At 58.7% G+C, this 22,713-nt stretch carries 25 protein-coding genes and 1 pseudogene; 15 read left to right on the forward strand and 11 right to left on the reverse strand.

Annotated features, from left to right (window positions below; genetic code table 11):
* The first annotated feature begins 36 nt into the window (after positions 1-36).
* The 5 genes from IB246_RS16320 (at position 37) to IB246_RS16340 (ending at position 4,893) form a co-directional block, all read left to right on the forward strand.
* Positions 37-1,728: a copper resistance system multicopper oxidase gene (locus IB246_RS16320; protein WP_008037671.1), complete on the forward strand. Its 1,692-nt coding sequence runs from the start codon at positions 37-39 to the stop codon at positions 1,726-1,728.
* Between the two features lie 10 nt (positions 1,729-1,738).
* Positions 1,739-2,650: a copper resistance protein B gene (locus tag IB246_RS16325; protein WP_008037672.1), complete on the forward strand. Its 912-nt coding sequence runs from the start codon at positions 1,739-1,741 to the stop codon at positions 2,648-2,650.
* A gap of 54 nt (positions 2,651-2,704) precedes the next feature.
* Complete coding sequence (copC, locus tag IB246_RS16330) at positions 2,705-3,076, forward strand: copper homeostasis periplasmic binding protein CopC (RefSeq protein ID WP_008037673.1); 372 nt, start codon at positions 2,705-2,707, stop codon at positions 3,074-3,076.
* Between the two features lie 3 nt (positions 3,077-3,079).
* Complete coding sequence (copD, locus tag IB246_RS16335; RefSeq protein ID WP_008037674.1) at positions 3,080-4,015, forward strand: copper homeostasis membrane protein CopD; 936 nt, start codon at positions 3,080-3,082, stop codon at positions 4,013-4,015.
* A 92-nt stretch (positions 4,016-4,107) separates the two neighbouring features.
* Positions 4,108-4,893, forward strand: coding sequence for a transporter substrate-binding domain-containing protein (locus IB246_RS16340; RefSeq protein ID WP_008037675.1), 786 nt, complete (start codon positions 4,108-4,110; stop codon positions 4,891-4,893).
* Positions 4,894-4,953: 60 nt separating this feature from the next.
* Here IB246_RS16340 and IB246_RS16345 read toward each other — a convergent pair whose 3' ends face one another.
* Positions 4,954-5,172, reverse strand: coding sequence for a hypothetical protein (locus IB246_RS16345; RefSeq protein ID WP_008037677.1), 219 nt, complete (start codon positions 5,170-5,172; stop codon positions 4,954-4,956).
* 249 nt (positions 5,173-5,421) lie between these two features.
* On the opposite strand from IB246_RS16345, the gene IB246_RS16350 reads away from it, so the two are divergent.
* Positions 5,422-6,522 (forward strand): acyltransferase family protein, encoded by a 1,101-nt coding sequence (locus tag IB246_RS16350; RefSeq protein ID WP_008037681.1) that lies wholly within the window; start codon positions 5,422-5,424, stop codon positions 6,520-6,522.
* Between the two features lie 118 nt (positions 6,523-6,640).
* Here the strand turns inward: IB246_RS16350 and IB246_RS16355 are convergent, their stop codons facing one another.
* Positions 6,641-7,303, reverse strand: a complete 663-nt coding sequence (locus tag IB246_RS16355; RefSeq protein ID WP_008037682.1) for a hypothetical protein — start codon at positions 7,301-7,303, stop codon at positions 6,641-6,643.
* A gap of 98 nt (positions 7,304-7,401) precedes the next feature.
* A pseudogene (locus IB246_RS16360) lies at positions 7,402-7,521 on the reverse strand (site-specific integrase); the annotation flags it as partial.
* Between the two features lie 100 nt (positions 7,522-7,621).
* Here IB246_RS16360 and dusA point away from each other — a divergent pair.
* Together dusA and tal are read left to right on the forward strand one after the other, a co-directional pair.
* A complete protein-coding gene (gene dusA / locus IB246_RS16365; protein ID WP_008037685.1) occupies positions 7,622-8,641 on the forward strand; it encodes a tRNA dihydrouridine(20/20a) synthase DusA in 1,020 nt (339 codons plus the stop codon).
* A gap of 178 nt (positions 8,642-8,819) precedes the next feature.
* Positions 8,820-9,746 (forward strand): transaldolase, encoded by a 927-nt coding sequence (gene tal / locus IB246_RS16370; RefSeq protein ID WP_008028427.1) that lies wholly within the window; start codon positions 8,820-8,822, stop codon positions 9,744-9,746.
* 206 nt (positions 9,747-9,952) lie between these two features.
* Here tal and rssC read toward each other — a convergent pair whose 3' ends face one another.
* Together rssC and rssB are read right to left on the reverse strand one after the other, a co-directional pair.
* Positions 9,953-10,435, reverse strand: a complete 483-nt coding sequence (gene rssC / locus IB246_RS16375; RefSeq protein WP_007935262.1) for an anti-sigma factor antagonist RssC — start codon at positions 10,433-10,435, stop codon at positions 9,953-9,955.
* The gene (rssB, locus tag IB246_RS16380) at positions 10,435-11,616 is read right to left on the reverse strand and encodes a two-component system response regulator RssB (RefSeq protein ID WP_032832382.1); all 1,182 of its coding nucleotides are present in this window, start codon (positions 11,614-11,616) and stop codon (positions 10,435-10,437) included. Before rssB ends, rssC begins: the two co-directional genes overlap by 1 nt.
* A 276-nt stretch (positions 11,617-11,892) precedes the next feature.
* On the opposite strand from rssB, the gene IB246_RS16385 reads away from it, so the two are divergent.
* Positions 11,893-12,192: a PilZ domain-containing protein gene (locus IB246_RS16385; RefSeq protein WP_008037695.1), complete on the forward strand. Its 300-nt coding sequence runs from the start codon at positions 11,893-11,895 to the stop codon at positions 12,190-12,192.
* 62 nt (positions 12,193-12,254) lie between these two features.
* Here IB246_RS16385 and IB246_RS16390 read toward each other — a convergent pair whose 3' ends face one another.
* The gene (locus tag IB246_RS16390; RefSeq protein ID WP_008037696.1) at positions 12,255-12,944 is read right to left on the reverse strand and encodes a VacJ family lipoprotein; all 690 of its coding nucleotides are present in this window, start codon (positions 12,942-12,944) and stop codon (positions 12,255-12,257) included.
* Between the two features lie 201 nt (positions 12,945-13,145).
* On the opposite strand from IB246_RS16390, the gene IB246_RS16395 reads away from it, so the two are divergent.
* Both IB246_RS16395 and IB246_RS16400 read left to right on the forward strand, forming a co-directional pair.
* On the forward strand, positions 13,146-13,766 hold the full coding sequence (locus IB246_RS16395) for a hypothetical protein (RefSeq protein WP_008037697.1): 621 nt from the start codon (positions 13,146-13,148) through the stop codon (positions 13,764-13,766).
* 109 nt (positions 13,767-13,875) lie between these two features.
* A complete protein-coding gene (locus tag IB246_RS16400) occupies positions 13,876-14,139 on the forward strand; it encodes a DUF4404 family protein (protein WP_008028435.1) in 264 nt (87 codons plus the stop codon).
* Between the two features lie 172 nt (positions 14,140-14,311).
* On the opposite strand, the gene queF is transcribed toward IB246_RS16400, so the two are convergent.
* Positions 14,312-15,142: an NADPH-dependent 7-cyano-7-deazaguanine reductase QueF gene (queF, locus tag IB246_RS16405; protein WP_008028439.1), complete on the reverse strand. Its 831-nt coding sequence runs from the start codon at positions 15,140-15,142 to the stop codon at positions 14,312-14,314.
* Positions 15,143-15,203: 61 nt separating this feature from the next.
* Positions 15,204-15,725, reverse strand: coding sequence for a plastocyanin/azurin family copper-binding protein (locus tag IB246_RS16410; RefSeq protein WP_008037698.1), 522 nt, complete (start codon positions 15,723-15,725; stop codon positions 15,204-15,206).
* Between the two features lie 155 nt (positions 15,726-15,880).
* On the opposite strand from IB246_RS16410, the gene IB246_RS16415 reads away from it, so the two are divergent.
* Complete coding sequence (locus IB246_RS16415; protein WP_008028443.1) at positions 15,881-16,561, forward strand: heavy metal response regulator transcription factor; 681 nt, start codon at positions 15,881-15,883, stop codon at positions 16,559-16,561.
* Complete coding sequence (locus IB246_RS16420) at positions 16,561-17,910, forward strand: heavy metal sensor histidine kinase (protein WP_008037699.1); 1,350 nt, start codon at positions 16,561-16,563, stop codon at positions 17,908-17,910. The genes IB246_RS16415 and IB246_RS16420 overlap by 1 nt, the downstream gene beginning before the upstream one ends.
* Positions 17,911-18,048: 138 nt before the next feature.
* Here IB246_RS16420 and IB246_RS16425 read toward each other — a convergent pair whose 3' ends face one another.
* From IB246_RS16425 to IB246_RS16435, 3 genes are all read right to left on the reverse strand, one after another.
* Positions 18,049-19,293, reverse strand: a complete 1,245-nt coding sequence (locus IB246_RS16425; protein ID WP_008037700.1) for a lipoprotein-releasing ABC transporter permease subunit — start codon at positions 19,291-19,293, stop codon at positions 18,049-18,051.
* 64 nt (positions 19,294-19,357) lie between these two features.
* Positions 19,358-20,041 carry a lipoprotein-releasing ABC transporter ATP-binding protein LolD gene (gene lolD / locus IB246_RS16430; protein WP_167362922.1) on the reverse strand — a complete coding sequence of 228 codons (684 nt, stop codon included), beginning with the start codon at positions 20,039-20,041 and terminating at the stop codon, positions 19,358-19,360.
* Positions 20,042-20,048: 7 nt separating this feature from the next.
* Positions 20,049-21,299: a lipoprotein-releasing ABC transporter permease subunit gene (locus IB246_RS16435; RefSeq protein ID WP_008028449.1), complete on the reverse strand. Its 1,251-nt coding sequence runs from the start codon at positions 21,297-21,299 to the stop codon at positions 20,049-20,051.
* Between the two features lie 94 nt (positions 21,300-21,393).
* On the opposite strand from IB246_RS16435, the gene IB246_RS16440 reads away from it, so the two are divergent.
* Both IB246_RS16440 and IB246_RS16445 read left to right on the forward strand, forming a co-directional pair.
* Positions 21,394-21,972, forward strand: coding sequence for a PilZ domain-containing protein (locus IB246_RS16440; protein ID WP_008037701.1), 579 nt, complete (start codon positions 21,394-21,396; stop codon positions 21,970-21,972).
* 14 nt (positions 21,973-21,986) lie between these two features.
* Complete coding sequence (locus tag IB246_RS16445) at positions 21,987-22,709, forward strand: glycerophosphodiester phosphodiesterase (RefSeq protein ID WP_008028453.1); 723 nt, start codon at positions 21,987-21,989, stop codon at positions 22,707-22,709.
* Positions 22,710-22,713 lie beyond the last annotated feature (4 nt).

Below are 22,713 nucleotides of genomic sequence, written 5' to 3' on the forward strand. Positions count from 1 at the left end.
TTGTCTCCCAACTGACGGACCGGGAATAAAAACGGCATGCACTCCAACACTTCAAGACGCACCTTCGTAAAGGGGCTGGCCGCGGGCGGATTGCTCGGCGGCCTCGGGTTATGGCGCACGCCTGTGTGGGCGCTCACCCGCGCTGGCGAACCGCAGATGCTCACGGGCAGCGATTTCGAGCTGTTCATCGGCGAAACCCCGGTCAACATCACCGGCAATCCGCGCACCGCGATGACCATCAACGGCGGCATTCCCGGCCCGCTGCTGCGCTGGCGTGAAGGCGACACGGTCACGCTGCGGGTGAAGAACCGGCTCAAGGAAACCACCTCCATTCACTGGCACGGCATTTTGCTGCCGGCCAACATGGACGGCGTGCCGGGGCTGAGTTTTCACGGCATCGAACCGGGCGGCGTGTACGTCTATCAATTTCAGGTCCGGCAGAACGGCACTTACTGGTATCACAGCCACTCGGGCCTTCAGGAGCAGTCCGGCGTTTACGGCCCGCTGGTGATCGACGCCAAGGAGCCGGAGCCCTTTGAGTACGACCGCGATCACGTGGTGATGCTGACCGACTGGACCGACGAAGATGCGGCCAGCCTGATGAACACCCTGAAAAAGCAATCCGATTACTACAACTACAACAAGCGCACCGTGGGCGATTTCATCGACGACGTCAGCAAAAACGGTTGGGCCGCCACGGTCGCCGATCGAAAGATGTGGGCCGAAATGAAGATGAATCCCACAGACCTCGCCGACGTCAGCGGCGCCACTTACACCTATTTAATGAACGGCCAGGCGCCGGACTCGAACTGGACGGGCGTGTTCCGGCCAGGTGAAAAACTGCGACTGCGGTTTATCAACGGTTCGGCCATGACCTACTTCGACGTGCGCATTCCCGGCCTGAAAATGACGGTGGTCGCGGCGGACGGGCTGCATGTCAAACCGGTGAGCGTCGATGAATTCCGCATTGCGGTGGCCGAGACCTTTGATGTGATTGTCGAGCCGACGCAGGACGCTTATACCGTGTTCGCCCAGTCGATGGATCGCACCGGTTATGCACGCGGCACGCTGGCGATGAAGGCGGGTTTGTCCGCACCTGTGCCTGCACTCGATCCACGACCGTTGGTGAGCATGGACGACATGGGCATGGGCGGGATGGATCACGGCAGCATGGCCGGCATGGACCACAGCGCGATGGGTGGCATGCAAGCGCATCCCGCGACGGAAAACGACAACCCGCTGGTGGACATGCAAGCCATGAGCACTTCGCCGAAACTCGACGATCCCGGCCTTGGCTTGCGCAACAACGGCCGCCGCGTCCTGACCTATTCCGACCTGCGCAGCACCTTCGAAGACCCGGACGGCCGCGACCCGGGCCGCACCCTCGAACTGCACCTCACCGGCCACATGGAGAAATTCGCGTGGTCGTTCAACGGCGTGAAATTCTCCGATGCCGAACCGCTGCGCCTCAAGTACGGCGAGCGCGTGCGCATCGTGCTGGTCAACGACACGATGATGACCCACCCCATCCACCTGCACGGCATGTGGAGCGACCTCGAAGACGAAAACGGCGAGTTCATGGTGCGCAAACACACCATCGACATGCCCCCCGGCTCTCGACGCAGTTACCGGGTGACCGCCGACGCACTCGGCCGCTGGGCCTATCACTGCCACCTCCTGTACCACATGGAAATGGGCATGTTCCGTGAAGTTCGCGTGGAAGAATGAGGCGCTACCCATGACCAGACTTACATCGATTTTTCTCGCCGTTTGCACAACGGGCCTGACGCTTTCTTCGGCGAGCGCCGCCACCGGCGACATGCAGAACATGGATCACAGCCAGATGCCGGGCATGGACCATGGCCAGATGCAGGGCATGGACCATAGCCAGATGCAAAGCATGGACGACGGCCAGATGCAGCCCGCCGCTCCAACTGAAAGCCGCACGCCGATCCCGCCGCTGACCGATGCCGACCGCGCCGCCGTGTTCGTCAGCCCCGGCGGCCATAACGTGCATGACTCTGCACTCAATCACTACTTCCTCGCCGACAAACTCGAATGGCAGGACGCCGACGATGGCAGCGCGCTGGCCTGGGATTTATCGGGCTGGATCGGCGGTGACATTGATCGCCTGTGGCTGCGATCCGAAGGTGAGCGCAGCAACGGCAAAACCGAAGACGCTGAAGTCCAGGCGTTATGGGGCCACGCAATCTCGCCGTGGTGGGATGTGGTGAGCGGCGTGCGCCAGGACTTCAAACCCGGCGCCCCGCAAACCTGGGCCGCGTTCGGCGTGCAAGGCATGGCGCTGTACAACTTCGAAGCCGAAGCCACGGCGTTCATCGGCGAAGGCGGCCAGAGCGCGGCGCGGCTGGAAGGTGACTACGACATCCTGCTGACCAACCGGCTCATTTTGCAGCCGACCGCCGAGCTGAACATTTACGGCAAAAACGATCCGCAGCGGGGCATTGGTTCCGGGCTCTCCAACACCGAAGCCGGGCTGCGGTTGCGCTATGAAATTCGTCGGGAAATCGCCCCCTACATCGGCGTGACCTGGAACCGCACCTACGGCAAAACCGCCGATTTCGCCAAAGACGATGGCGAGGATCGCAGTGAAACACGCGTCGTTCTCGGCGTTCGACTGTGGTTCTGATCGCACTCACATCACCATCAAAAAAAACCGCTTCGAGCGGTAAAGAGGCCTTGCATGCGCACAATGAAAACCACCGCTGTTGTCATCGGCTTGCTCATGAGCACACTGGCTCAGGCGCACCCGAAACTGCTCTCCTCCACCCCGGCCGAAGGTGCGGATGGCGCGGCACCGAGCACGATCGAACTGCACTTTTCCGAAAGCCTCATGACCCAGTTTTCCGGCGCGAAACTGGTCATGACCGAAATGCCAGGCATGGCGCATTCCCCGATGCCGATGAAAGCCAAAGTCACCGGCGGCAGCGACCCGAAAACCATGCTCATCACCCCGCTCTCGCCGTTGCCCGCCGGCAGCTACAAAGTCGAATGGCGCGCGGTGTCTTCGGACACTCACCCGATCACCGGCAACGTTACGTTCAAAGTGAAGTGATTGATGAGCGACTGGGTCAGCATTGCACTGCGGTTTGGGTTGTATGTGGATTTGATGGTGCTGTTTGGGCTGGGTTTGTTCGGGCTCTACAGCCTTGCGGGCCGGGAGCGGGTGTCCGGGGCGGTGCTGCCGTTTCGGCCGATCCTTCAGGTGACGGCCGCGTTCGGCGTGCTGTTGTCCGTGGCGGGCATGCTGACGATGGTGAGTGCGATGAGCGGAGAGTCGGACTTCACCGAGCTGCGCCCGCATGTCCAGATGATGGTGTTCGAGACGGATTTCGGGTTGGCCTGGGCAGCGCGCATCACCGTGCTGGTTATCGCCGGTTTGGCGGTTACGCTTAATGACCGTGCGCCGGGATTCAGCCTGCTGATTGCGTCTTTTGCCGGCGCTATCGCCTTGGCCAGCCTGGCCTGGAGCGGTCATGGGGCGATGGACGAAGGCAGCCGTCGTTATTGGCATTTTGCGATGGATATTCTGCATCTGCTGGCGGCAGGCGCGTGGCTGGGTGCGCTGGTAGCGTTTGTGCTGATGGCGAAAATCAACGCGCTGAAAACCGCAGAGCGCATCAGGTTACTGGCTCGGGCCGTCGCTCGATTTGAATCGGTGGGCGCGGTGATCGTGGTCGTCATCACGGTCACAGGCGTGGTGAATTACCTGTTCATCGTCGGGCCGAAGCTTGATGACTTGTTGCTAAGTACCTACGGGATTTTGCTGTTTATCAAAGTGGGGTTGTTTGCCGGGATGCTGGTGCTCGCCGCGTTGAACCGGTTTCACCTTGGGCCGTTCCTGGAGCGGTCGTTACGGGAGGGGAAATACGAAGTTGCCGCCAACGCGTTGCGACGCAGCATGGTTGTTGAGTTGGCGCTCGCGGTGTTGATTGTGGGGCTGGTGGCCTGGTTGGGGACGCTGAGTCCGGAAATGGAGGCCGCTGCGCAATAGCCAATCGAGCAGCAGAATCCGAAGTACTTATAACCATCGGCAGGAAAAATTAAGTACTCTCAGCCCCAATCCATCACGGAAGTCGGGTACACATGAAAACCAATAAATGCACAGTAATGCTCGGTAGCCTGCTCGCACTATCGTTCGGCGCCCAGGCCGAACAATCGCACCTGGACAGCGTCATCCAGCAAGGCCAGCTACGCGTGTGCACCACGGGCGATTACAAGCCCTACACGTTCAAAGCCGAGAACGGCGAATACTCGGGCATCGACATCGCCATGGCCCGCTCGCTGGCCGACAGCCTTGGCGTCAAGGTCGAGTGGGTACCGACCACCTGGAAAACCCTGATGCCCGACATGCTGGCGGGCAAATGCGACATCGGCATGGGCGGGATCTCGGTCACCCTGGAACGTCAGAAAAAAGCCTTCTTCAGCACCACGCTGGACGTCGACGGCAAAATCCCGTTGGTGCGCTGCGAAGATCAGGCGAAGTATCAGACCGTCGAGCAAATCAACCAGCCTTCGGTTCGCTTGGTCGAACCGGCCGGCGGCACCAACGAAGCGTTCGTTCACGCCTTCCTGCCCAAGGCGCAATTGAGCCTTCACGACAACGTGACCATCTTCCAGGAGCTGCTGGACAAGAAGGCGGACGTGATGATCACCGATGCGTCGGAGGCGTTGTATCAGCAAAAACTCAAACCCGGTTTGTGCGCGGTGAATCCAGGCCAGTACATGCAGTACGGTGAGAAAGCTTATTTATTGCCGCGAGACGACATGACGTGGAAGTTGTACGTCGATCAATGGCTGCACCTGGCCAAAGTGACGGGCAACTACCAGAAAGTTTTAGGCCAGTGGATCGCCACACCCGAGACTAAATAGGCTTATTTCAGGTAACAGCTGGGCGAACAGGCAACGGCAGGATTACCGCGCCGTTGCCGGTCAGTCGTCGTGCAACAGTCCCGAACCGTATTCACCGAAGCTGCTGCCCAATGCACTGCCATGGAAGTTCAGCTGACTGTGGCTATTGGTCGGGCCAGGACCGAAGCCGGCGGACGGCTCGAGGTCTTCTGAATAGTCGTTATGGGTGCTGACGCCCGAACAGGCGCTCAACAGCAGCGCACCACCGATCAGCAAGACTTTGAAGAAGTTCGAGATCATTTTTCAGGTTCCCTGTGGCCGGAGGTGGGGTGATGCAATCTTCAGTGTCCATCCTAGGCTGCGAACCCGGCAGCATCGTGAAACTTCACGCAGCGACAGCATTTGTTCAGGTATTCCGATTTCCCGAGCCCTCCAAAAAGGCTGTGGACGGTGGTGTTCGCAAGTTCGACAGGCTGCTGCAGCTGCTAAGCTCTGCGTTCAGTGCCCGCACAAAAAACAACATCCGCCGCGAGAGAAAGGAAGCATTGAATGAGTGGAATCACCGTTGATGACAAACATCGTCTTGCCCTGGTTGACGCATTGCGCTGTTTTGCATGCTTCTGGGTGGTTCTGTTTCATTTATCCGAAGGAAATCACATCCCAACCCTGCTGGCAGCCATTCCAGGCTGGTTGAAATACATGGTCTTTGACGCAGGCCATTTGGGAGTGCCTATATTTTTCGTACTAAGCGGCATTGTCATGGCGACCACGACATCCCGGGTGCCAATGAATAACGTGAACGCCACAAACTTTGTGGCACGTCGCCTGGTACGCCTCGCCCCTCCCTACTACGCCGCCATTGCACTGGGCGTGGCCGTGATCGCCGTAAAACACATGCTTGGGCAACCCGGAATCGAAATCCCCGGCGTGACGGCCATACTCGCCCACGTGCTGTTTCTCCAAGATTTCCTTGGCATCAGAAACATCATCACGGTGTTCTGGACCCTGTGTATCGAGGTGCAGTTCTACATCTTTTTTGCGGTGCTGCTGTGGTTAGCCGATCGTGCTGGAGAGGGTGTAACACCCAAGCGTCGCAACCTCTGGATTTGGGGCAGCGCATTGCTGGCGCTGCTGTGGCCCGCCGGGATAATTCATGCGATAGGCTGGAAAGGCGGATTTATTGCGTTCTGGTTCAGCTTCATGGCCGGGGTGCTGTGCGCTCAAACCCTGAGCGGCACTAAACAAAGCCATTACATCGCCATTGGTTACTGTGCATTGGCGCTTGTTATCGGTCTTGCAACTAAAAACTCATTCACCATTGCTGCCGGGTTGACGGGCTTACTGTTCTGCTTCCTGGTTAATCGCTCCACCACGCTGGGTTTTATATCCAGCTACCCCGTGCAGAAAATTGCCCTGATTTCCTACAGCCTGTACTTGTTCCATTCTCCTGTGACCGGTTTCTTCATGCGCGTTTACCGGGCTTTCATGCCAACCGGCCTTTTCTCGGATGCACTGGCCGCCGTCCTGATCATTGCAACGTGCATCGCATTCTCGGCCATGGCCTATCTATTGTTCGAACGTCCCGCCATCGCGTGGAGCAGACGCATCAAGTTCAAGCGGCCTGATGCCGTCGTTCTGAATCGTACGTAAAGTCAGGCCAACCTGAGTCGCCCGCTCGCGGTCACAGACAGGGCTTGTCGGTGGTAGTGAACTCCAGAAATGAAAAAACCTCGCTTTGGCGAGGTTTTTTACATAACAAGGATCGACGTCAGAAAGCCTCGACAGGCTTCTTGGCCTGCTGAGCCATTTTGTGCTCATCGAGTTTCGGGAAAGAAAATTTGATGATGATCATGGACTCATCGCCCTCACCAGAAACAATCAAATCAGCCCCTCGAATGTTGTCAGGCGCTGATGCCACCACGCTATGAGCGCTAGAAGCACCACTGGCCGAGGTAATTCCTTCAAAAAAGGTGTAGGTCAAATCGTTGGCGGCCAAAGCAACACTCTCGTAATTTGAGAGCTTGGCGGCGTATTCATCTTTGTTTTTTACTTTGCCTGCGAGATCAACAAGGTCCAACACCGATTTCCCATCAGTCAGTGCAAGCAGACCAAACGTCTTGGAAAGAGCGCCAATTGACCGTGCGAACACATCGCGATCGTAGGGCGTAAACAGCGAAACAATAACCAGTTTGTCACCACTGAAAACTAGACTCGCTGTGAATTTATGATCGATAAAACCCACATCGTCGAGACACCTTGCAGTAGCTCCCACATCTGCTGAGCAGTCATAGAAGCCCGCGGCCTCGGTGTAATTCGCGAGAGGACTGTCATAGGCGTAACTTTTAAACAGGTTGTCACTGGCAAGAGCACTCTGCATTCCAGTGATAGCTCCCATAGCGCCTAGCGCTATGGCAAAAATTCTTTTTGGCATGGACTCCCTTCCTAAACGCACATCGAAATTGATAGCCAGATGCTATCAGGTGCGTATCAGATCTGTCTTCCTCAATCCCGGAGCGTCACGCCTCCAGCCTGCTTGCGGTCGAAAGTCTGGCTTTCCTGATAAACTGTGCGCCCGTCCCTATTGATCCGTATCTGCGCCGTGTAGGCCGTCGAGTTGTCCTTGCGCTTGCGTGATGTGATCGTGCCCATTTCCAGTTGCTACCTGCGGAATTCGCTTGCTACTTCATGGCAATCGACGTTCAACAACAAGGAAAATGGGTAAAAACCGCCGTATAAAAGATCAGTACCAATGACCGTCGAAAAACCTGAAGCACCCGTAACGACTAGCCTTTCGCGCTCTGAGCCTTCCCGCCGCTTCAGTGTGGCGCCGATGATGGACTGGACTGACAGGCATTGCCGGTTTTTCCTGCGCCTGCTCTCCAAGAACGCCCTGCTCTACACCGAAATGGTCACCACCGGCGCGCTGCTCAATGGCGATCACGAGCGTTTTCTGCGTCACAACGAAGCCGAGCACCCTCTCGCCCTGCAACTCGGTGGCAGCGTTCCGCTGGACCTGGCCGCGTGCGCCCGCATGGCGCAGGAGCACGGTTACGACGAGGTGAACCTGAACGTCGGCTGCCCGAGTGATCGGGTGCAGAACAATATGATCGGTGCGGTGTTGATGGGGCATCCGCAGTTGGTGGCCGATTGTGTGAAGGCGATGCGCGATGCGGTGTCGATTCCGGTGACGGTGAAGCACCGGATCGGGATTAACGGGCGGGACAGTTACGAAGAGCTGTGTGATTTCGTCGGCACGGTGCGCGATGCCGGGTGCACGAGTTTTACGGTGCATGCGCGGATCGCGATTCTGGAGGGGTTGTCGCCGAAGGAGAACCGCGATATTCCGCCCCTGCGTTATGACGTGGCGGCGCAGTTGAAGAAGGATTTTCCGGAGCTGGAGATTATTCTCAACGGCGGGATCAAGACGCTGGAGGCCTGTCACGAGCATTTGCAGACCTTTGACGGTGTGATGCTCGGTCGTGAGGCGTATCACAATCCTTATGTGATGGCTGAGGTCGATCAGCAACTGTTCGGCAGCACGGCACCGGTGATCACTCGGGCGCAAGCGCTGGCGCAGTTGCGGCCTTATATCGCGGCGCATATTGATGCAGGCGGTTCGATGCACCACATCACCCGGCATGTGCTGGGGCTGGGCAGCGGGTTTCCGGGGGCGCGCAAGTTTCGGCAGTTGTTGTCGGTGGATATCCATAAGGCCAAGGAGCCTCTGGCGTTGCTGGATCAGGCAGCGGAGTTGCTTGAAGGGCGTTAACGGTCAACCGCGTTGAACCTGCGCCCGGATTTGGCATCGTATTTACGGACACCGCGCCCCGCCTTTCAAACATCCGTTTTCCAGATGTTGCCGCCGGGGCCTTCGATACGTACATGTGCCCTTGAGTGGCTGTCAGCGCTCGGGTAATGTCATTAGACCCATAGGACAGAGCACGCCCATGACTTCCAAGCTGGAACAACTCAAACAGATGACCACCGTGGTTGCCGACACCGGCGACTTCGAAGCGATCGCTCGCGTTAAACCGGTGGACGCTACCACCAACCCTTCCCTGTTGCTCAAAGCCGCGGCCATTCCAGGCTATGCCGAGTTGTTGAACGCTTGCGTCAGCGACTGCAAGGGCGATGTGGGCCTGGCCAGCGACCGTTTTGGCGTCGCGGTAGGGCAAGAGATCCTGAAAGTGATTCCTGGCCGTATTTCCACAGAAGTGGACGCGCGCCTCTCGTTCGACACTGACGCCGTATTGAAGCGTGCGCACCGTCTGATCGAGCTGTATGAAAAGGCCGGCATCGGCCGCGACCGCGTGCTGATCAAGATCGCTTCCACCTGGGAAGGCATCCGCGCTGCCGAAATCCTGGAAAAAGAAGGCATCCAGACCAACCTGACATTGCTGTTCTCGTTCGCCCAGGCGGCGGCGTGTGCCGATGCGGGTGTGTTCCTGATTTCGCCGTTCGTGGGCCGTATCTATGACTGGTACAAGAAGGCCAACGGCAACGACTACACCGGCGCGGATGATCCGGGCGTGCAGTCGGTGACGCGTATCTACAACTACTACAAGGCCAATGACTACAAGACCGTGGTCATGGGCGCGAGCTTCCGTAACCTGAATCAGATCGAGCAACTGGCCGGTTGCGACCGTCTGACCATCAGCCCGGACTTGATCGACAAACTGGCGGCGGACACTGGCAAGCTGGAGCGTAAATTGGCGCCGGGTCATACCGGTGAAGCGCGCTTGAGCCTGAATGAAGCGCAGTTCCGTTGGTTGTCCAACGAAGATGCGATGGCGACCGAGAAACTGGCGGAAGGGATTCGTCAGTTTGCCCGGGACCAGGAGAAGCTTGAGGCGCTGTTGCAGGCCAAGCTGTGATCTAGTTCAGTGCAATGCAAAAAGGGCGAACCTAGATGGGTTCGCCCTTTTTTGTGTGCGTTTGTTTGGTGCGGGTTTTGTGCCTGGGAATTTGGGGGATTTCAGGCCGCCATCGCCAGCAAGCTGGCTCCTACACAGATGATGATTTTGTAGGAGCCGGCTTGCTGGCGATGAGGCCAGTACAGGCTTCCTACCTTTTCAAAGGATCAGTGACGCTCCAACGCATTCACCAGATCATGAAACGCTTCACGATTCGAATCATTCAGCCCCATGAGGATCTTGTGCGCTTCGAGCACTTTGATCCGCACCACTTCTTCCGACTGGTCCTGGTCAGGCAAGTCGGTCAGGCACTCAGGGCACGGGATCGGGCGGTCAACGATGTTGAACACCTGCTCGAAGCCCATGGACTGCAACAGACGGGTGATGTCTTCGTGGGTGGTGACGACGGTCGGCAGCAGGCCGACTTTCTGCCGCGACAGGATCGACAGTTTGGCCAACAGGCCAAGGGTGGTGCTGTCGATGCTGCGGGTTTCGGTCAGGTCGATCACGATCGCGTTGAAGTTCAACGCCGTGAAGATCCGCTCAATAGTCGCATCCAACGCCGAACACAGGGTCAGGCGAACTTCACCGACGAACTTCAAGACGAAGGTGCCGTCCTGCTCGGCGAACTGGATTCTACCGGTACTCATTAAAGATTCCTGCTCAACACCAACAGGGCGATATCATCCGGCATCTCCCCTAGCGTGGCCAATCCAAAAACCTGCCGCAGCCCATCCAGGGTGCCGCCCGCTGCTTTGACCCGCTGGGGCAAAGCCGCTTCTTTTTCTTTGAGTGTAGGTTCTGGCAAAAGGTCCAGAATGCCATCGGACATCAGCGTCAGGCTGAACGTCGGCGGCAGCTCCAGCACGTGATCTTCATAGGTGGCTTCATTGAAGAGGCCCACCGGCAGACCACGCCCTTCCAGATATCGAACACTGTCTGGCGTGTACAACACAGGCAACGGCAAATGACCACCGATGCTATAGGTCAACAAACCTGTCTCCTCGTCGATGACTCCACCGACCATTGTGACGTGTTTACCCAGCTTACAACTGATCAGGCCCCGGTTGATATGACCAAGGACCTCTGAAGGCTTGAATTCCGGCAATGTGCCGTTGCGCTTGGATTCGAACAGCAAGCGCGTGGTCATGAATTTCAGCAGCACCGTAACGAAGGCTGAAGAAGCGCCATGACCGGAAACGTCCGCCAGGTAGAACGCTACCCGACGCTCGTCGACCCGAAAGTAGTCGACGAAATCACCCGACAGATACAAAGACGGGATGATCTGGTGTGCAAACTTGAATTCGTCAATGGTCCAGGGGCTAACCGGCAGCATGTTCATCTGCACCTGGCGACCGGCATTCTGGTCTTCCTGGAGCAGGTTCAGGCTGGCTTCGAGCTCGCGATTGGCCTTTTCCAGCTTCTCACGGTAGCGCTGGTTTTCCAGCAGCAGACGCGCGCGATCCAGGGCCCGGCGCACAGAGTGCTCGAGCACGGCCAGATCTTCGAGAGGCTTGATCAGGTAATCCGCCGCGCCCAGGCGCAAGGCCTCGACTGCGTCGTTCATCACGCCGGCACCCGAAACCACAATCACTGGGGTTTGCGGTGACCGCTCGGTGACCTGGCGAATGAGTTCGAGTCCGCCCATCTGCGGCATGCGCAGATCGCAGATGACCAAGCCGGGCTTGTCTTGCTCGAATACCTGAAGACCCTGCTGGCCATTGCTGGCCTGCAAGACGCTGAAACCACTGTCTTCCAAATAGGCGGCGAGGCTCGCGCGCACTACTTCGTCATCATCGATTATCAGCAGCGTGGCACTGGTTTTTGGCATGTGGGCAAACGGCGCCAGAATTAGGTTGGCGTAGCAGGCTGGGCAATTGACCCCGCACACACTACTGGATTCGCTTTCTAGCCTCTCTGTTGCACCGCTTTCGGGCATCGACCCTACTGACAGGCACACCAGAGGTGCCCTTCTAAGGCGCAGACGGTACTCCCATCCGCGGGGCGTTTCAAGCTCACGCCGATGGTCGCTTGACGTCTTTACTTGTCAAATCACCGAGAGTTATAAGAACTGATAAAACCGTAACCCAATGGAAGGATGAAGCCCATGAGCCAAACCGAACGGGACTACAGCGAAAAGCGTGATTTCATCCGCATGCGAGTCGATGCTGATGTCGCGCTGATTCATGAAGGGGACGAAGTTGCAGCCGTCTGCATCGACCTTTCCAGCAGTGGCATGCAGGTTGAGGCACCGCGTCGGTTCAAGGTCGGCGACCGGCTCAGCGTGCGCATCGACTCCGATCATGCGGCACTCAAAGGGCTCGAAGCCGACACTGAGGTGGTCCGGGTTAAAGAACAGGACGGCGCCAGTCAGAAACTCGGCCTTACAATCTTGAAAATGAAATAACCCGGATCCAAAACCAAAAAAGGCGGCCAACAGGCCGCCTTCTTCGTTTTTACCGGTCTAGATCAAAAATCGTCTTCGACCTGACCGTCTTTGACTTTGAACTCGCGGTTCTGCAAGTACGCATTGCGGATGAAGGTGTACTTGTCGCCGCTGATCAGCTTCTCGGCCGACAGCAGACTGGCGCGGGTGTCGACGACGTTCAGGGCGAAGATCGAGTTACGCACCGGTACGTCGTGGATGTACGGGTACGGGCCGGTGTAGCCGTCGACAAATTTGGCGGGTGCATCACGCAGAGTGCTTGGGCCCAGCAACGGCAGCATCACGTACGGGCCGCTTCCTACACCCCAGTAGCCCAACGTCTGACCGAAGTCTTCGTCGCTGCGATTGAGGCCCATCTTGGTGCCCACATCGAAGAAGCCCAGCAGGCCGAAGGTGGTGTTGAAGATCAGGCGTGCGGTGTCGACGCCGGCAGCTGCCGGTTTGGCCTGCAAGATGTTGTTGGCAAGGTTGGTGACATCACCGACGTTGCGGAACATGTTGTGGATGCCGTCTTCGAGAAATTGCGGGGTCACGAACTGATAGCCCTGCGCCAGAGGCTTCAGCGCATAGGTGTCGAGCACATCGTTGAACTTGTAGATCGGACGGTTGATGCTTTCCCAAGGGTCCTCTTCCGTGGCTGCCTGGGCAGCGAACGGAGCCAGCAACACACTGGCGCACACACAAAACTGAGCTAGATGATTGCTCCAGCGCATAGAAAAACTCCTTGGTTTGTACTGGCGCGGGCGTCTTGGCCCGAACATTAAGCTGGTGAGTATAAGACGGAAAAGCCGCTTTAGGCAGCATCGTGCGTGATGGCCTACGGATGATTCGCCATGACTGTGAGCGATTCACATCCATGTCACTCAACTGTCACCGGCGGCGCATAGCCTTGACGCTATTTCAGGGATGTTGACATGCCGCACGCCGAAACCTTGCCCCTCGCCGCCCCCAGCCTGACCGCCGTCCTGTTTGGCCTCAGTGGTTGCCTGGTGGACTTCGGCGCCCGCACGCGCCAGCACGGCGACCATTGCGCCGAACATGCCGAAGTCACACCTGGCGCTCTGGACAGCCTGCACAGTTTGCAGCGCCAGCAGATTCCCTGTGCCTGGCTCGACGAACTTCCCCCCGCATTGAGCCTCTCGCTGGCCGCCGCCCTGCCCGACTGGGTCAAGCCGTCGCAACACCCCGCAACAATCAATCCGTGGCCCGCGCCGAATGCATGCTGGCAAGCCTTGATGGCGTTGAATGTCGGGCAACTGGATGGTTGCGTGCTGGTCAGCGGCGAACCGCGATTGCTGCAATCGGGCCTGAATGCCGGGTTGTGGACGATTGGCCTGGCGTCCTGCGGCTCGCTCTGCGGGCTGGCGCCCAGCGAATGGCAGGCCTTGAGCCAAAAGGAACGCGAACACCTGCGCGGCAAGGCCACCGTGCAATTGTTCGGCCTGGGCGTGCATTCGGTGATCGATCACCTCGGCGAACTCGACACCTGCCTGGCCGACATAAGCCTGCGTCGGCTCAAGGGTGAAAAGCCCTGATCGAGATCATGCAGGTTGCGCGCGAGTGGATTAATCTAAAGGTCAGCCATAGACCTTTGGCGCGCTGCCACGGTCTATGCCAGTGCCTATCGATAAAAGGAAGAACGCCATGCCTGCCCGCGAACTGCAACAACAGCTCAATGCCCTGCGCGAGCAATTGGAACAGAATCCTCCGCTGACCGAAGCAGAGCGCGCCGACCTGCATGCGCTGATGCAACAGATCGAACTTGAGCTTGAACTCGAAACCAAAACCCAGGACTCCAGCCTCGCCGATGGCGTAAACCTGGCCGTCGAACGCTTTGAACTTGAACACCCCGCCATTGCCGGCACCTTGCGCAACATTGTGCAATCTCTGGTCAGCATGGGGATCTGAACCCGCCAGATACAAAAAAGCCCCGCTAGTGATAGCGGGGCTTTTTCATAGTCCGGATTTGCAATGCAACCCCCTGTAGGAGCGAGCCTGCTCGCGATGGCTGAGTGTCAGTCAACATCAATGTTGAATGTGCTGGACTAATCGCGAGCAGGCTCGCTCCCACAGGGGTACTTTACTGGCGGACCAGGCGATGGTTCGGCAGTTGCACGTCTTCAGTGCTGCGATACGGGTTGATGTCCAACCCGCCGCGACGCACATACCGCGCGTACACCGTCAATTTCTCCGGTTTCAGCAAGCGTTGCAGGTCGAGGAAGATCCGTTCCACACATTGCTCATGGAAGTCCGAGTGCTGACGGAAGCTCACGATGTACTCCAGCAGACTCGCGTGATCCAGCGCCGCGCCACGGTATTCCACCACCACGCTGCCCCAGTCCGGCTGACTGGTCACCGGGCAGTTGGATTTGAGCAAATGACTGTGCACGCTCTCCTCGACGATGCGCGAATCATCACAACGCAGCAGCTCCGGACGCGGATGCTCATAGTTGCTGACGCTGATGTCCAGGTCATCGATGCACACACCCGGCAGCGCCACGACGCCTTCGGCTTCAACGTCTTTCAGGCGGCGAACCCGCACGCCGACCGGCTTGCCTGCCGCAGCGGACAGGTCGTTCACCAGCGTCGCTTCAAGGCTTGCGATATCGGCAAACGGAGTCTGATTCAACGAGTTCAGATACAGCTTGAACGACTTGGATTCGATGATGTTCGGCGAATCCGCCGGGATGCAGAATTCGCCGATCGCCACCACGGGTTTACCGGACGGCAACAGCCACGACAGCTCGAAGCAGTTCCAGAAATCCACGCCTTTATACGGCAGGGTTTCAGCCGTCAGCCCCAACTCGGCCCATTTCGCGGTGCGCGGGATCGGAAACAGCAAGGACGGCGTGTAAGTGGCGATGTATTCGCTGGATTTACCCAGCGGCGAGTGTTCGGCTGCGGGATGCATGGCGGAAACCTGACTGAAGAATCAGCGGATTCTACCAGCCTTTGCTCGCGCCTTAGAGTGCTTACTGACTGACTGTCAGTTTACCGACCATGCCAGCCTGATAGTGACCTGGAATATTGCAGGCAAATTCCAGGTTGGTGGCCTTGGTGAAGGTCCAGGTCAGTTCGGCGGTTTTACCCGGCTCGACCAGCACGCTATTGGGGTCATCGTGTTTCATACCATGATCCATTCCCGCCATCGCGCCGTGGTCCATTTCCTTCATCCCTGTAGGTGTAAGCATGCCGCTCTGCTGCATCTTCATCATTTCCTGCTGATGTTTTGCATGCATCGCCGCGTCACCGAGGTTGAATTCGTGCAGCAACTGGCCTTTATTCACCAGCACAAAGCGAACTGTCTCACCGGCCTTGATATCGATGGTCTTTGGGGTGAACGACATGTCGCCCATCACCACCTCAACGCTGCGGGTCGCCTTGGCAGCCGGGGCCGGTTGCCCGAAGTCGTAGGTGTGCGCCGGCGATGCCCACACCGGCGAACTCAGCACCAGCAGGCACGCAGCCAGCACCAGGGGTTTGCGCAAAAACATAGTCGTACTCCAACAAGATAAAGTTCAGCCTGTGGAAAACACTAAACTGCTGCCACTGCCCGTAACCTGACAGCCAGATTACAACTTTGTCAGGTTGACCTGCACAACCGCTGCCCACGGTATAAAGCGTTCGTTCCATTTGCCTCGAGTCGCCCATGAAACTGCTGATCGTCGAAGACCAACCGAAAACCGGCCATTACCTGCGTCAGGGCCTGACCGAAGCCGGGTTCAACACCGAACTGGTGGCCGACGGCGACACTGGCCAGCAATTGGCATTGAGCGGTGACTACGCGCTGTTGATCCTCGATGTGATGTTGCCCGGTCGCGACGGCTGGCAAATCCTCCAGGCAGTGCGCAGCGCAGGCCTCGACACGCCAGTCCTGTTTCTGACCGCGCGAGACGCGGTGGAAGACAGGGTTCACGGCCTCGAACTGGGCGCCGACGATTATCTGGTCAAGCCGTTCGCCTTCTCCGAACTGCTGGCCCGGGTTCGCAGCCTGTTGCGTCGCGGCAGCACCACTCCGCAGGAAACCAGCCTGCAACTGGCCGATTTGCGCCTGGACCTGATCCGCCGGCGCGTCGAACGCAGTGGCCAACGCATCGACCTGACCGCCAAGGAATTCGCCCTGCTCGAAATGCTCCTGCGCCGTCAGGGCGAAGTGCTGCCCAAATCGCTGATCGCTTCCCAGGTCTGGGACATGAATTTCGACAGCGACACCAATGTCATCGAAGTCGCCATCCGCCGTTTACGCCTGAAAATCGACGACGAGTTTCCAAACAAATTGATCCATACCGTGCGCGGCATGGGTTACGTCCTCGAAGAGCGCCCGGCCTGATGCGCCGACTTTCATTGAGCAGCCGTCTGGCGCTGCTGTTTGCAGCTTGCACCGCCGTGGTTTCGTTGTTCGCGGGCGTGTTGTTCAGTCGAGCCAGCGAGGCGCATTTCGTTGAACTGGACCAGCAATTGCTGGACGGCAAACTCATTGGTTTGCGCCGAGCGCTTCACGATCTTCAGTCCAGTGAAAGCGAAGTCAGACTGGCGGATGAATTGAACCGTCAGGCTGATTTGTCCCTGCGCATTTCCGGCAGCGACGGCAAGCGCTGGTACGACAGCGCCGCGAGCCTGCCCGATAAACTTCCGCAGAGGCCGGGTTTGTCGACCATGAACGACAACGGCACCGACTACCGCGTCCTCAATGCGCCGTTGTTTGTCGACAAGCCTGACTCACCGCAATTGACCCTGCTGTTGGACATCACCCACCACCAGCACTTTCTGCAGCGCATGCAGCACTTGATCTGGCTGACCGTCGGCTTGTCGGCCCTGGCCACCGCTCTGCTGGGTGCCTGGGCGGCGCGTAGCGGGCTGCGTCCGTTACGGCGCATGAGTGCGATCGCCAGTGGCGTTTCCGCGCAGTCGCTGAATGCCCGACTGCCCGAAGAGAACATGCCCCCCGAACTTGCGGAAATGGCCCACAACTTCAATGCCATGCTCGGACGCCTCGACGACTCTTTTCAGCGGCTATCGGCGTTTTCTGCCGACATCGCCCATGAACTGCGCACCCCCCTGTCAAATTTGCTGACCCACACCCAGGTCACCCTCACCCGCCCACGCCCCCTTGAGGATTACCGCGAAGCACTGCACAGCAACCTCGAAGAACTGCAATGGATGGCGCAACTGGTCAACGACATGTTGTACTTGGCCAAGGCTGATCACGGGTTGCTGATGCCCAAACGTGAACCCCTGGAATTGGCGGAAGAAGCAGATGTGTTGCTGGAGTTTTTTGCGCCATTGGCCGAAGACGCCCAGGTGACGTTGAGCCGTGAAGGCGACGCGCGCCTGGAGGGCGACCGGAGCATGTTGCGTCGGGCACTTTCGAATTTGCTGGATAACGCGCTGCGATTCACGCCGGCCGATGGCGAGGTTCGGGTGCGGATTATCGAGCGGCCTGAAGGTTTGAGTCTGACGGTCGAGAACAGCGGCGACGGCATTGACGGGGCATTACTGCCGCGTTTGTTTGATCGGTTTTATCGGGCAGATCCGGCGCGACAGGAAGGCAGCAGTGAACATGCTGGGTTGGGGTTGGCGATTACCCAGTCGATCATTCGGGCCCATGGCGGGCAGATTCGTTGCGAATCGGAGAATGGGTGGACGCGGTTTGTGATTGAGTTGCCGAAGGGAGATTGAGGCCAGCAGGTCCGACCCCTTCGCGGGCAAGCCGGGTCGCCGCACCGCTCGCTCCTACAGGTTTTGTATCGACGCAATAAAACCTGTAGGAGCGAGCGGTGCGGCGACCCGACTTGCCCGCGAAAGCGATATTACGCCTTACGAATACCGCAACGCGTGAGCCGGTTCGATCTTCGCCGCCCGCCACGCCGGGTAAACCGTCGCAAGGAAGCTCAACACAAACCCGGCCGAGCAAATCAACAGCACATCCCCACCCTGCAATTCCGAAGGCAGGTTGCTGACGAAATACACGTCAGAACTGAAGATGTGCTGCCCACTGACCCGCTCCACCCAGCCCACCAGCTCACTGACGTTCAGCGCGGCAATCACGCCGAGCACGCCACCGATCAAGGTGCCGACCACGCCAATCACCGTGCCCTGAACCATGAAGATCGCCATGATCTGCCGTGGCGTGGCACCGATGGTACGCAGGATCGCGATGTCCGCGCCCTTGTCGTTCACCACCATGATCAAGGTCGCGATGATGTTGAACGCTGCCACCGCAACGATCATCAGCAACAGCAGGCCGATCATGGTTTTTTCCATCTTCATCGCGCTGAACAGGCTGCCCTGGGTGTGAGTCCAGTCGTCAGCCTTGTATGCCGTGCCCAAGCCGCCAGCGATATCGCTGGAGACCTTCGGTGCCGCGTACAAATCCTTCACCGCCAGACGCACGCTCTGCACCTGATTCGGTTCCCAATGCTGCATCTGCGCGGCATCTGCAACGTGGATCAACGCCATGGAGCCGTCCAGCTCTGCGCCGACCTTGAACACGCCCACCACGTTAAGCCGCTGCATCCGCGGGGTGATCCCGCCCGGTGCGGTGCTGACTTCCGGCACGATCAGGGTGATCTTGTCGCCGACATTCAAGCGGAAACGTCGTGCGGTGATCTCACCGATCACCACACCGAACTCGCCCGGCTTCAAGGCATCGAGACGACCCTGGACAATGTGCTGGGCAACGATCGAGACCTTGCCTTCCAATGCCGGATCGACGCCACTGACCTGAATCGGCTGCATCGTGCCTTTATAGGAGAGCATGCCTTCCATCTCGGTGAACGGCACGGCGGCGGTCACTTCCGGGTTTTTCATCGCGGCGTCGGCCACCGGCTGCCAATCGTCGATCGGGTTCACGCCGACGATGGTCGCGTGAGGCACCATGCCGAGGATGCGCGAGCTCATTTCGCGCTGGAAGCCGTTCATGACCGACAACACCACGATCATCGCCAGCACACCGAGGGCGAGGCCGATCATCGAGGTCATCGAGATGAACGAAACAAAGCGATTGCGGCGCTTGGCGCGGGTATAGCGCGTGCCGATAAAGATCGATAACGGTCTGAACATTCGCTGGGGCACCGTATAAAAACAAAAAGACCCGATGTCTTTTCAGACATCGGGTTTCGGCCAATCAGATAGGCGTCAGGCAACCTTCCTGCAAGTGCAGGACGCGATCCATCTGGCGAGCCAGGTTCATGTCGTGAGTCACCACCAGGAACGCCGTGCGCATCGAAGTGCTGAGTTCCAGCATCAAATCCTGAATACCTTGGGCGGTGTGAGAGTCGAGGTTACCGGTCGGCTCGTCGAGCATCACCAGCCCTGGCTTGTTCACCAGCGCGCGGGCGATGGCCACGCGTTGACGTTCGCCACCGGACAATTCCGCCGGTTTGTGCTCCAGGCGATGGCCCAGCCCTACCCGCTCCAGCAACGCCGTCGCACGCTGACGCGCTTCCGGGATCGCGGTCTTGCCGATCAGCAGCGGCATGCAGACGTTTTCCAGCGCGGTGAATTCCGGCAGCAAATGGTGGAACTGGTAAACGAAACCCAGCGACCGATTGCGCAACAGGCCACGATTCTTCTCGCTGAGTGCCGACAGCTCTTCGCCGTCGAGCCAGACGCTGCCCTTGGTCGGCGTATCGAGACCGCCCAGCAGGTTGAGCAAAGTACTTTTGCCCGAACCCGAGGTGCCGACAATCGCCACGCGCTCACCCGGATGCAGCTCCAGTTGCAGACCGGCCAACACTTCTACCGATTCCGGGCCTTCCTCGTAGGATTTGCCCAGGTTGCGGCAGCTCAAGATTGCTTTATCACTCATGCCCGACTCACTCATAACGTAGCGCCTCCGCAGGCTGGGTGCGCGCGGCACGCCAGGCTGGATACAGGGTGGCGAGGAAACTCAGGACCAACGCGGCGGCGCAGACCATCAACACATCCTGGCTCTGCACTTGCGACGGCAGGTAATCGATGAAGTACACGTCGGCGTTGAGGAACTTGTGTCCGATCAGGCCTTCGAGCACCGAGATCGCGGCGCTGACGTTCAGCGCGGCGAAGATCCCGACCACGGCGCCGATCAGCGTACCGACCACACCGATGACCGTGCCCTGCACCATGAAGATCGCCATGATCGAACCCGGCGTGGCGCCGAGGGTACGCAGAATGGCGATGTCGCCCTTCTTGTCGTTCACCACCATCACCAGCGTGGAAATGATGTTGAACGCGGCCACGGCAACGATCAGCAGCAACAGCAGACCGATCATGGCTTTTTCCATGCGGATAGCCTGATACAGATTGCCGTGGGTGCGGGTCCAGTCGCGGGCGTAGAAATGGTCTTCACCGAGCTGCTGGGCGATGTTCCACGCGGTGCGTGGCGCCTGGAACAGGTCGTCGAACTTCAGGCGGATGCCCTGCACCTGATCCGGTTTCCAGCGGTGCAGCTTCGCCAGATCCTGCAGATTGGTGACGCCCAGGTAACCGTCGATTTCACCGGCGCCAACATGGAAGATGCCGACCACGGTAAAGCGTTTCATGCGCGGGAACATGCCGGCCGGGGTCACGGTGACTTCCGGCGCCACAAAGGTCAGCTTGTCGCCGATGGCCGCGCCAAGCTTGGCGGCCGCCTTGTCGCCGATGACGATGCCGAAACTGCCGGGTGCAAGGTCATCGAGTTTGCCCTGCAGCATGAACTTGTCAATGATCGACACCTGGCGTTCCAGCGCCGGGTCGATGGCATTGAGCAGCACCTTGGAGACCTTGCCGTTATTGGTCAGCAATCCCTGCATCTGGGTAAACGGCGCCACGGCCGTCACTTGCGGGTTCTGCTTGACCTTGGCGGCGAGGCCCTGCCAGTCGCTGATCGGTTCACCGGACTCGATGGTCGCGTGGGGCACCATGCCCAACACGCGCGTGCGCATCTCATGATCGAAGCCGTTCATGACCGACAGCACGACGATCATCACGATCACGCCGAGGGCAAGACCGATGATCGAAGTCAGGGAAATGAACGACACAAAATGATTGCGACGCTTTGCACGGGTATAACGCGTGCCAATAAATACGAAGAGAGGTCTGAACATGTCGGGGCTTGTTCGGAGGGAAAAGGAACGTCCTTGTGGCGGGGGTCGATAACCAGCTTTACACTCAGACCACCGCCGCTACCATGGGTTCGCCATGTCGACATTAGATGAAGAAGATCGCCGCGAATACTACCGTATCGAGGACACGATCGCACTGGAAATTCGGCCCCTGTCCGCTCCCGAAGCCGCAGGCCAGGAAGTGTTGCAGGATGCTTCCCCACTCTTCAACCTGCTCAGCGAATTGCACCTGAGCGAATTCGAGTCGCAACACCTGCTGCGCCAGATCAGTGAACGCGACCGCACCCTCGCGGCGTTCCTGAAATCCCAGAACAAACGCATCGATCTGCTCAGCCAGGTGATCGCCATCACCGTGCTTGGGCAGATCGGCGAGCCGCAGCCAGTGATCATCTCGGAAGGCGGCATCGACTTCCAGAATCCGACCGCTATCGCTGAAGGCACTCACTTGTCGGTGAAACTGGTGTTGATGCCACAAGCCCTCGGCCTGTTGCTTCGGGCGCGCGTCACCCATTGCGACCGCAAGGGCGGCGGCTTCGACATCGGCACCGAGTTCGAACGCCCGACCGATGCCCAGCGCCAACTGCTGGCCCGCTACATTCTGCAAAAGCAGGCCCAGGAACGACGCCTGGCCCGCGAAAACGAATCAGGCAATTAATTTAAGGAAGAACCGTGACCCTCATCTACGGCCATCGCGGCGCCAAGGGCGAAGCACCGGAAAACACGCTGAACAGCTTTCAGCAATGCCTCAAGCACGGCGTGCGCCGTTGCGAGCTGGACCTGCACCTGTCCATGGACGGCGAGCTGATGGTCATCCACGACCCAACGCTCAAGCGCACCACCGACCGACGCGGCAAGGTGGTCGAGCACACGGCCGCCGAGCTGGTGACCTACGACGCGCGCAAGGGCGGACCGGGCTGGATCAAGCCGTGCCCTATTCCTACGCTGGAAGAGCTATTCGAGAAATGCGATTTCGAACACTGGCAGCTGGAGGTCAAAAGCGCTTCACGCACCCGCGCCGCGACCACCGTCCTGGCGATTCGTGAAATGGCCGTGCGTCACGGCCTGCTCGACAAGGTGACCATCACTTCAAGCTCGCGCGAAGTACTGAAAGCCGCGCTGGACCTGGTGCCGGACGTGTCTCGCGGATTGGTAGCCGAGTACGCCTGGCTCGACCCGTTGAAGGTCGCGGCAAGCTATGGCTGTGAGATTCTGGCGCTGAACTGGACCCTGTGCACGCCGGAGCGCCTGGAGAAGGCACAGCGACAGGGGTTGCATGTGTCGGTGTGGACAGTCAACGAGCCCGCGCTGATGCGCAGACTCGCCGACTTCGGCGTTGACAGCCTGATTACAGACTTTCCCGGTTTGGCCACCGCCACGCTCGAGAATTGCTGAAATC

The organism is Pseudomonas sp. PDM01 (genome assembly GCF_014852325.1).
Taxonomy (GTDB): Bacteria; Pseudomonadota; Gammaproteobacteria; order Pseudomonadales; family Pseudomonadaceae; genus Aquipseudomonas; species Aquipseudomonas migulae.

Excerpts from the sequence above, each read along its gene's own strand:
- IB246_RS16320 (WP_008037671.1), top strand. The coding sequence starts at position 37 with ATGCACTCCAACACTTCAAGACGCACCTTCGTAAAGGGGCTGGCCGCG.
- IB246_RS16325 (WP_008037672.1), top strand. The coding sequence starts at position 1,739 with ATGACCAGACTTACATCGATTTTTCTCGCCGTTTGCACAACGGGCCTG.
- copC (WP_008037673.1), top strand. The coding sequence starts at position 2,705 with ATGCGCACAATGAAAACCACCGCTGTTGTCATCGGCTTGCTCATGAGC.
- copD (WP_008037674.1), top strand. The coding sequence starts at position 3,080 with ATGAGCGACTGGGTCAGCATTGCACTGCGGTTTGGGTTGTATGTGGAT.
- IB246_RS16340 (WP_008037675.1), top strand. The coding sequence starts at position 4,108 with ATGAAAACCAATAAATGCACAGTAATGCTCGGTAGCCTGCTCGCACTA.
- IB246_RS16345 (WP_008037677.1), bottom strand. The coding sequence starts at position 5,172 with ATGATCTCGAACTTCTTCAAAGTCTTGCTGATCGGTGGTGCGCTGCTG.
- IB246_RS16350 (WP_008037681.1), top strand. The coding sequence starts at position 5,422 with ATGAGTGGAATCACCGTTGATGACAAACATCGTCTTGCCCTGGTTGAC.
- IB246_RS16355 (WP_008037682.1), bottom strand. The coding sequence starts at position 7,303 with ATGCCAAAAAGAATTTTTGCCATAGCGCTAGGCGCTATGGGAGCTATC.
- dusA (WP_008037685.1), top strand. The coding sequence starts at position 7,622 with ATGACCGTCGAAAAACCTGAAGCACCCGTAACGACTAGCCTTTCGCGC.
- tal (WP_008028427.1), top strand. The coding sequence starts at position 8,820 with ATGACTTCCAAGCTGGAACAACTCAAACAGATGACCACCGTGGTTGCC.
- rssC (WP_007935262.1), bottom strand. The coding sequence starts at position 10,435 with ATGAGTACCGGTAGAATCCAGTTCGCCGAGCAGGACGGCACCTTCGTC.
- rssB (WP_032832382.1), bottom strand. The coding sequence starts at position 11,616 with ATGCCAAAAACCAGTGCCACGCTGCTGATAATCGATGATGACGAAGTA.
- IB246_RS16385 (WP_008037695.1), top strand. The coding sequence starts at position 11,893 with ATGAGCCAAACCGAACGGGACTACAGCGAAAAGCGTGATTTCATCCGC.
- IB246_RS16390 (WP_008037696.1), bottom strand. The coding sequence starts at position 12,944 with ATGCGCTGGAGCAATCATCTAGCTCAGTTTTGTGTGTGCGCCAGTGTG.
- IB246_RS16395 (WP_008037697.1), top strand. The coding sequence starts at position 13,146 with ATGCCGCACGCCGAAACCTTGCCCCTCGCCGCCCCCAGCCTGACCGCC.
- IB246_RS16400 (WP_008028435.1), top strand. The coding sequence starts at position 13,876 with ATGCCTGCCCGCGAACTGCAACAACAGCTCAATGCCCTGCGCGAGCAA.
- queF (WP_008028439.1), bottom strand. The coding sequence starts at position 15,142 with ATGCATCCCGCAGCCGAACACTCGCCGCTGGGTAAATCCAGCGAATAC.
- IB246_RS16410 (WP_008037698.1), bottom strand. The coding sequence starts at position 15,725 with ATGTTTTTGCGCAAACCCCTGGTGCTGGCTGCGTGCCTGCTGGTGCTG.
- IB246_RS16415 (WP_008028443.1), top strand. The coding sequence starts at position 15,881 with ATGAAACTGCTGATCGTCGAAGACCAACCGAAAACCGGCCATTACCTG.
- IB246_RS16420 (WP_008037699.1), top strand. The coding sequence starts at position 16,561 with ATGCGCCGACTTTCATTGAGCAGCCGTCTGGCGCTGCTGTTTGCAGCT.
- IB246_RS16425 (WP_008037700.1), bottom strand. The coding sequence starts at position 19,293 with ATGTTCAGACCGTTATCGATCTTTATCGGCACGCGCTATACCCGCGCC.
- lolD (WP_167362922.1), bottom strand. The coding sequence starts at position 20,041 with ATGAGTGATAAAGCAATCTTGAGCTGCCGCAACCTGGGCAAATCCTAC.
- IB246_RS16435 (WP_008028449.1), bottom strand. The coding sequence starts at position 21,299 with ATGTTCAGACCTCTCTTCGTATTTATTGGCACGCGTTATACCCGTGCA.
- IB246_RS16440 (WP_008037701.1), top strand. The coding sequence starts at position 21,394 with ATGTCGACATTAGATGAAGAAGATCGCCGCGAATACTACCGTATCGAG.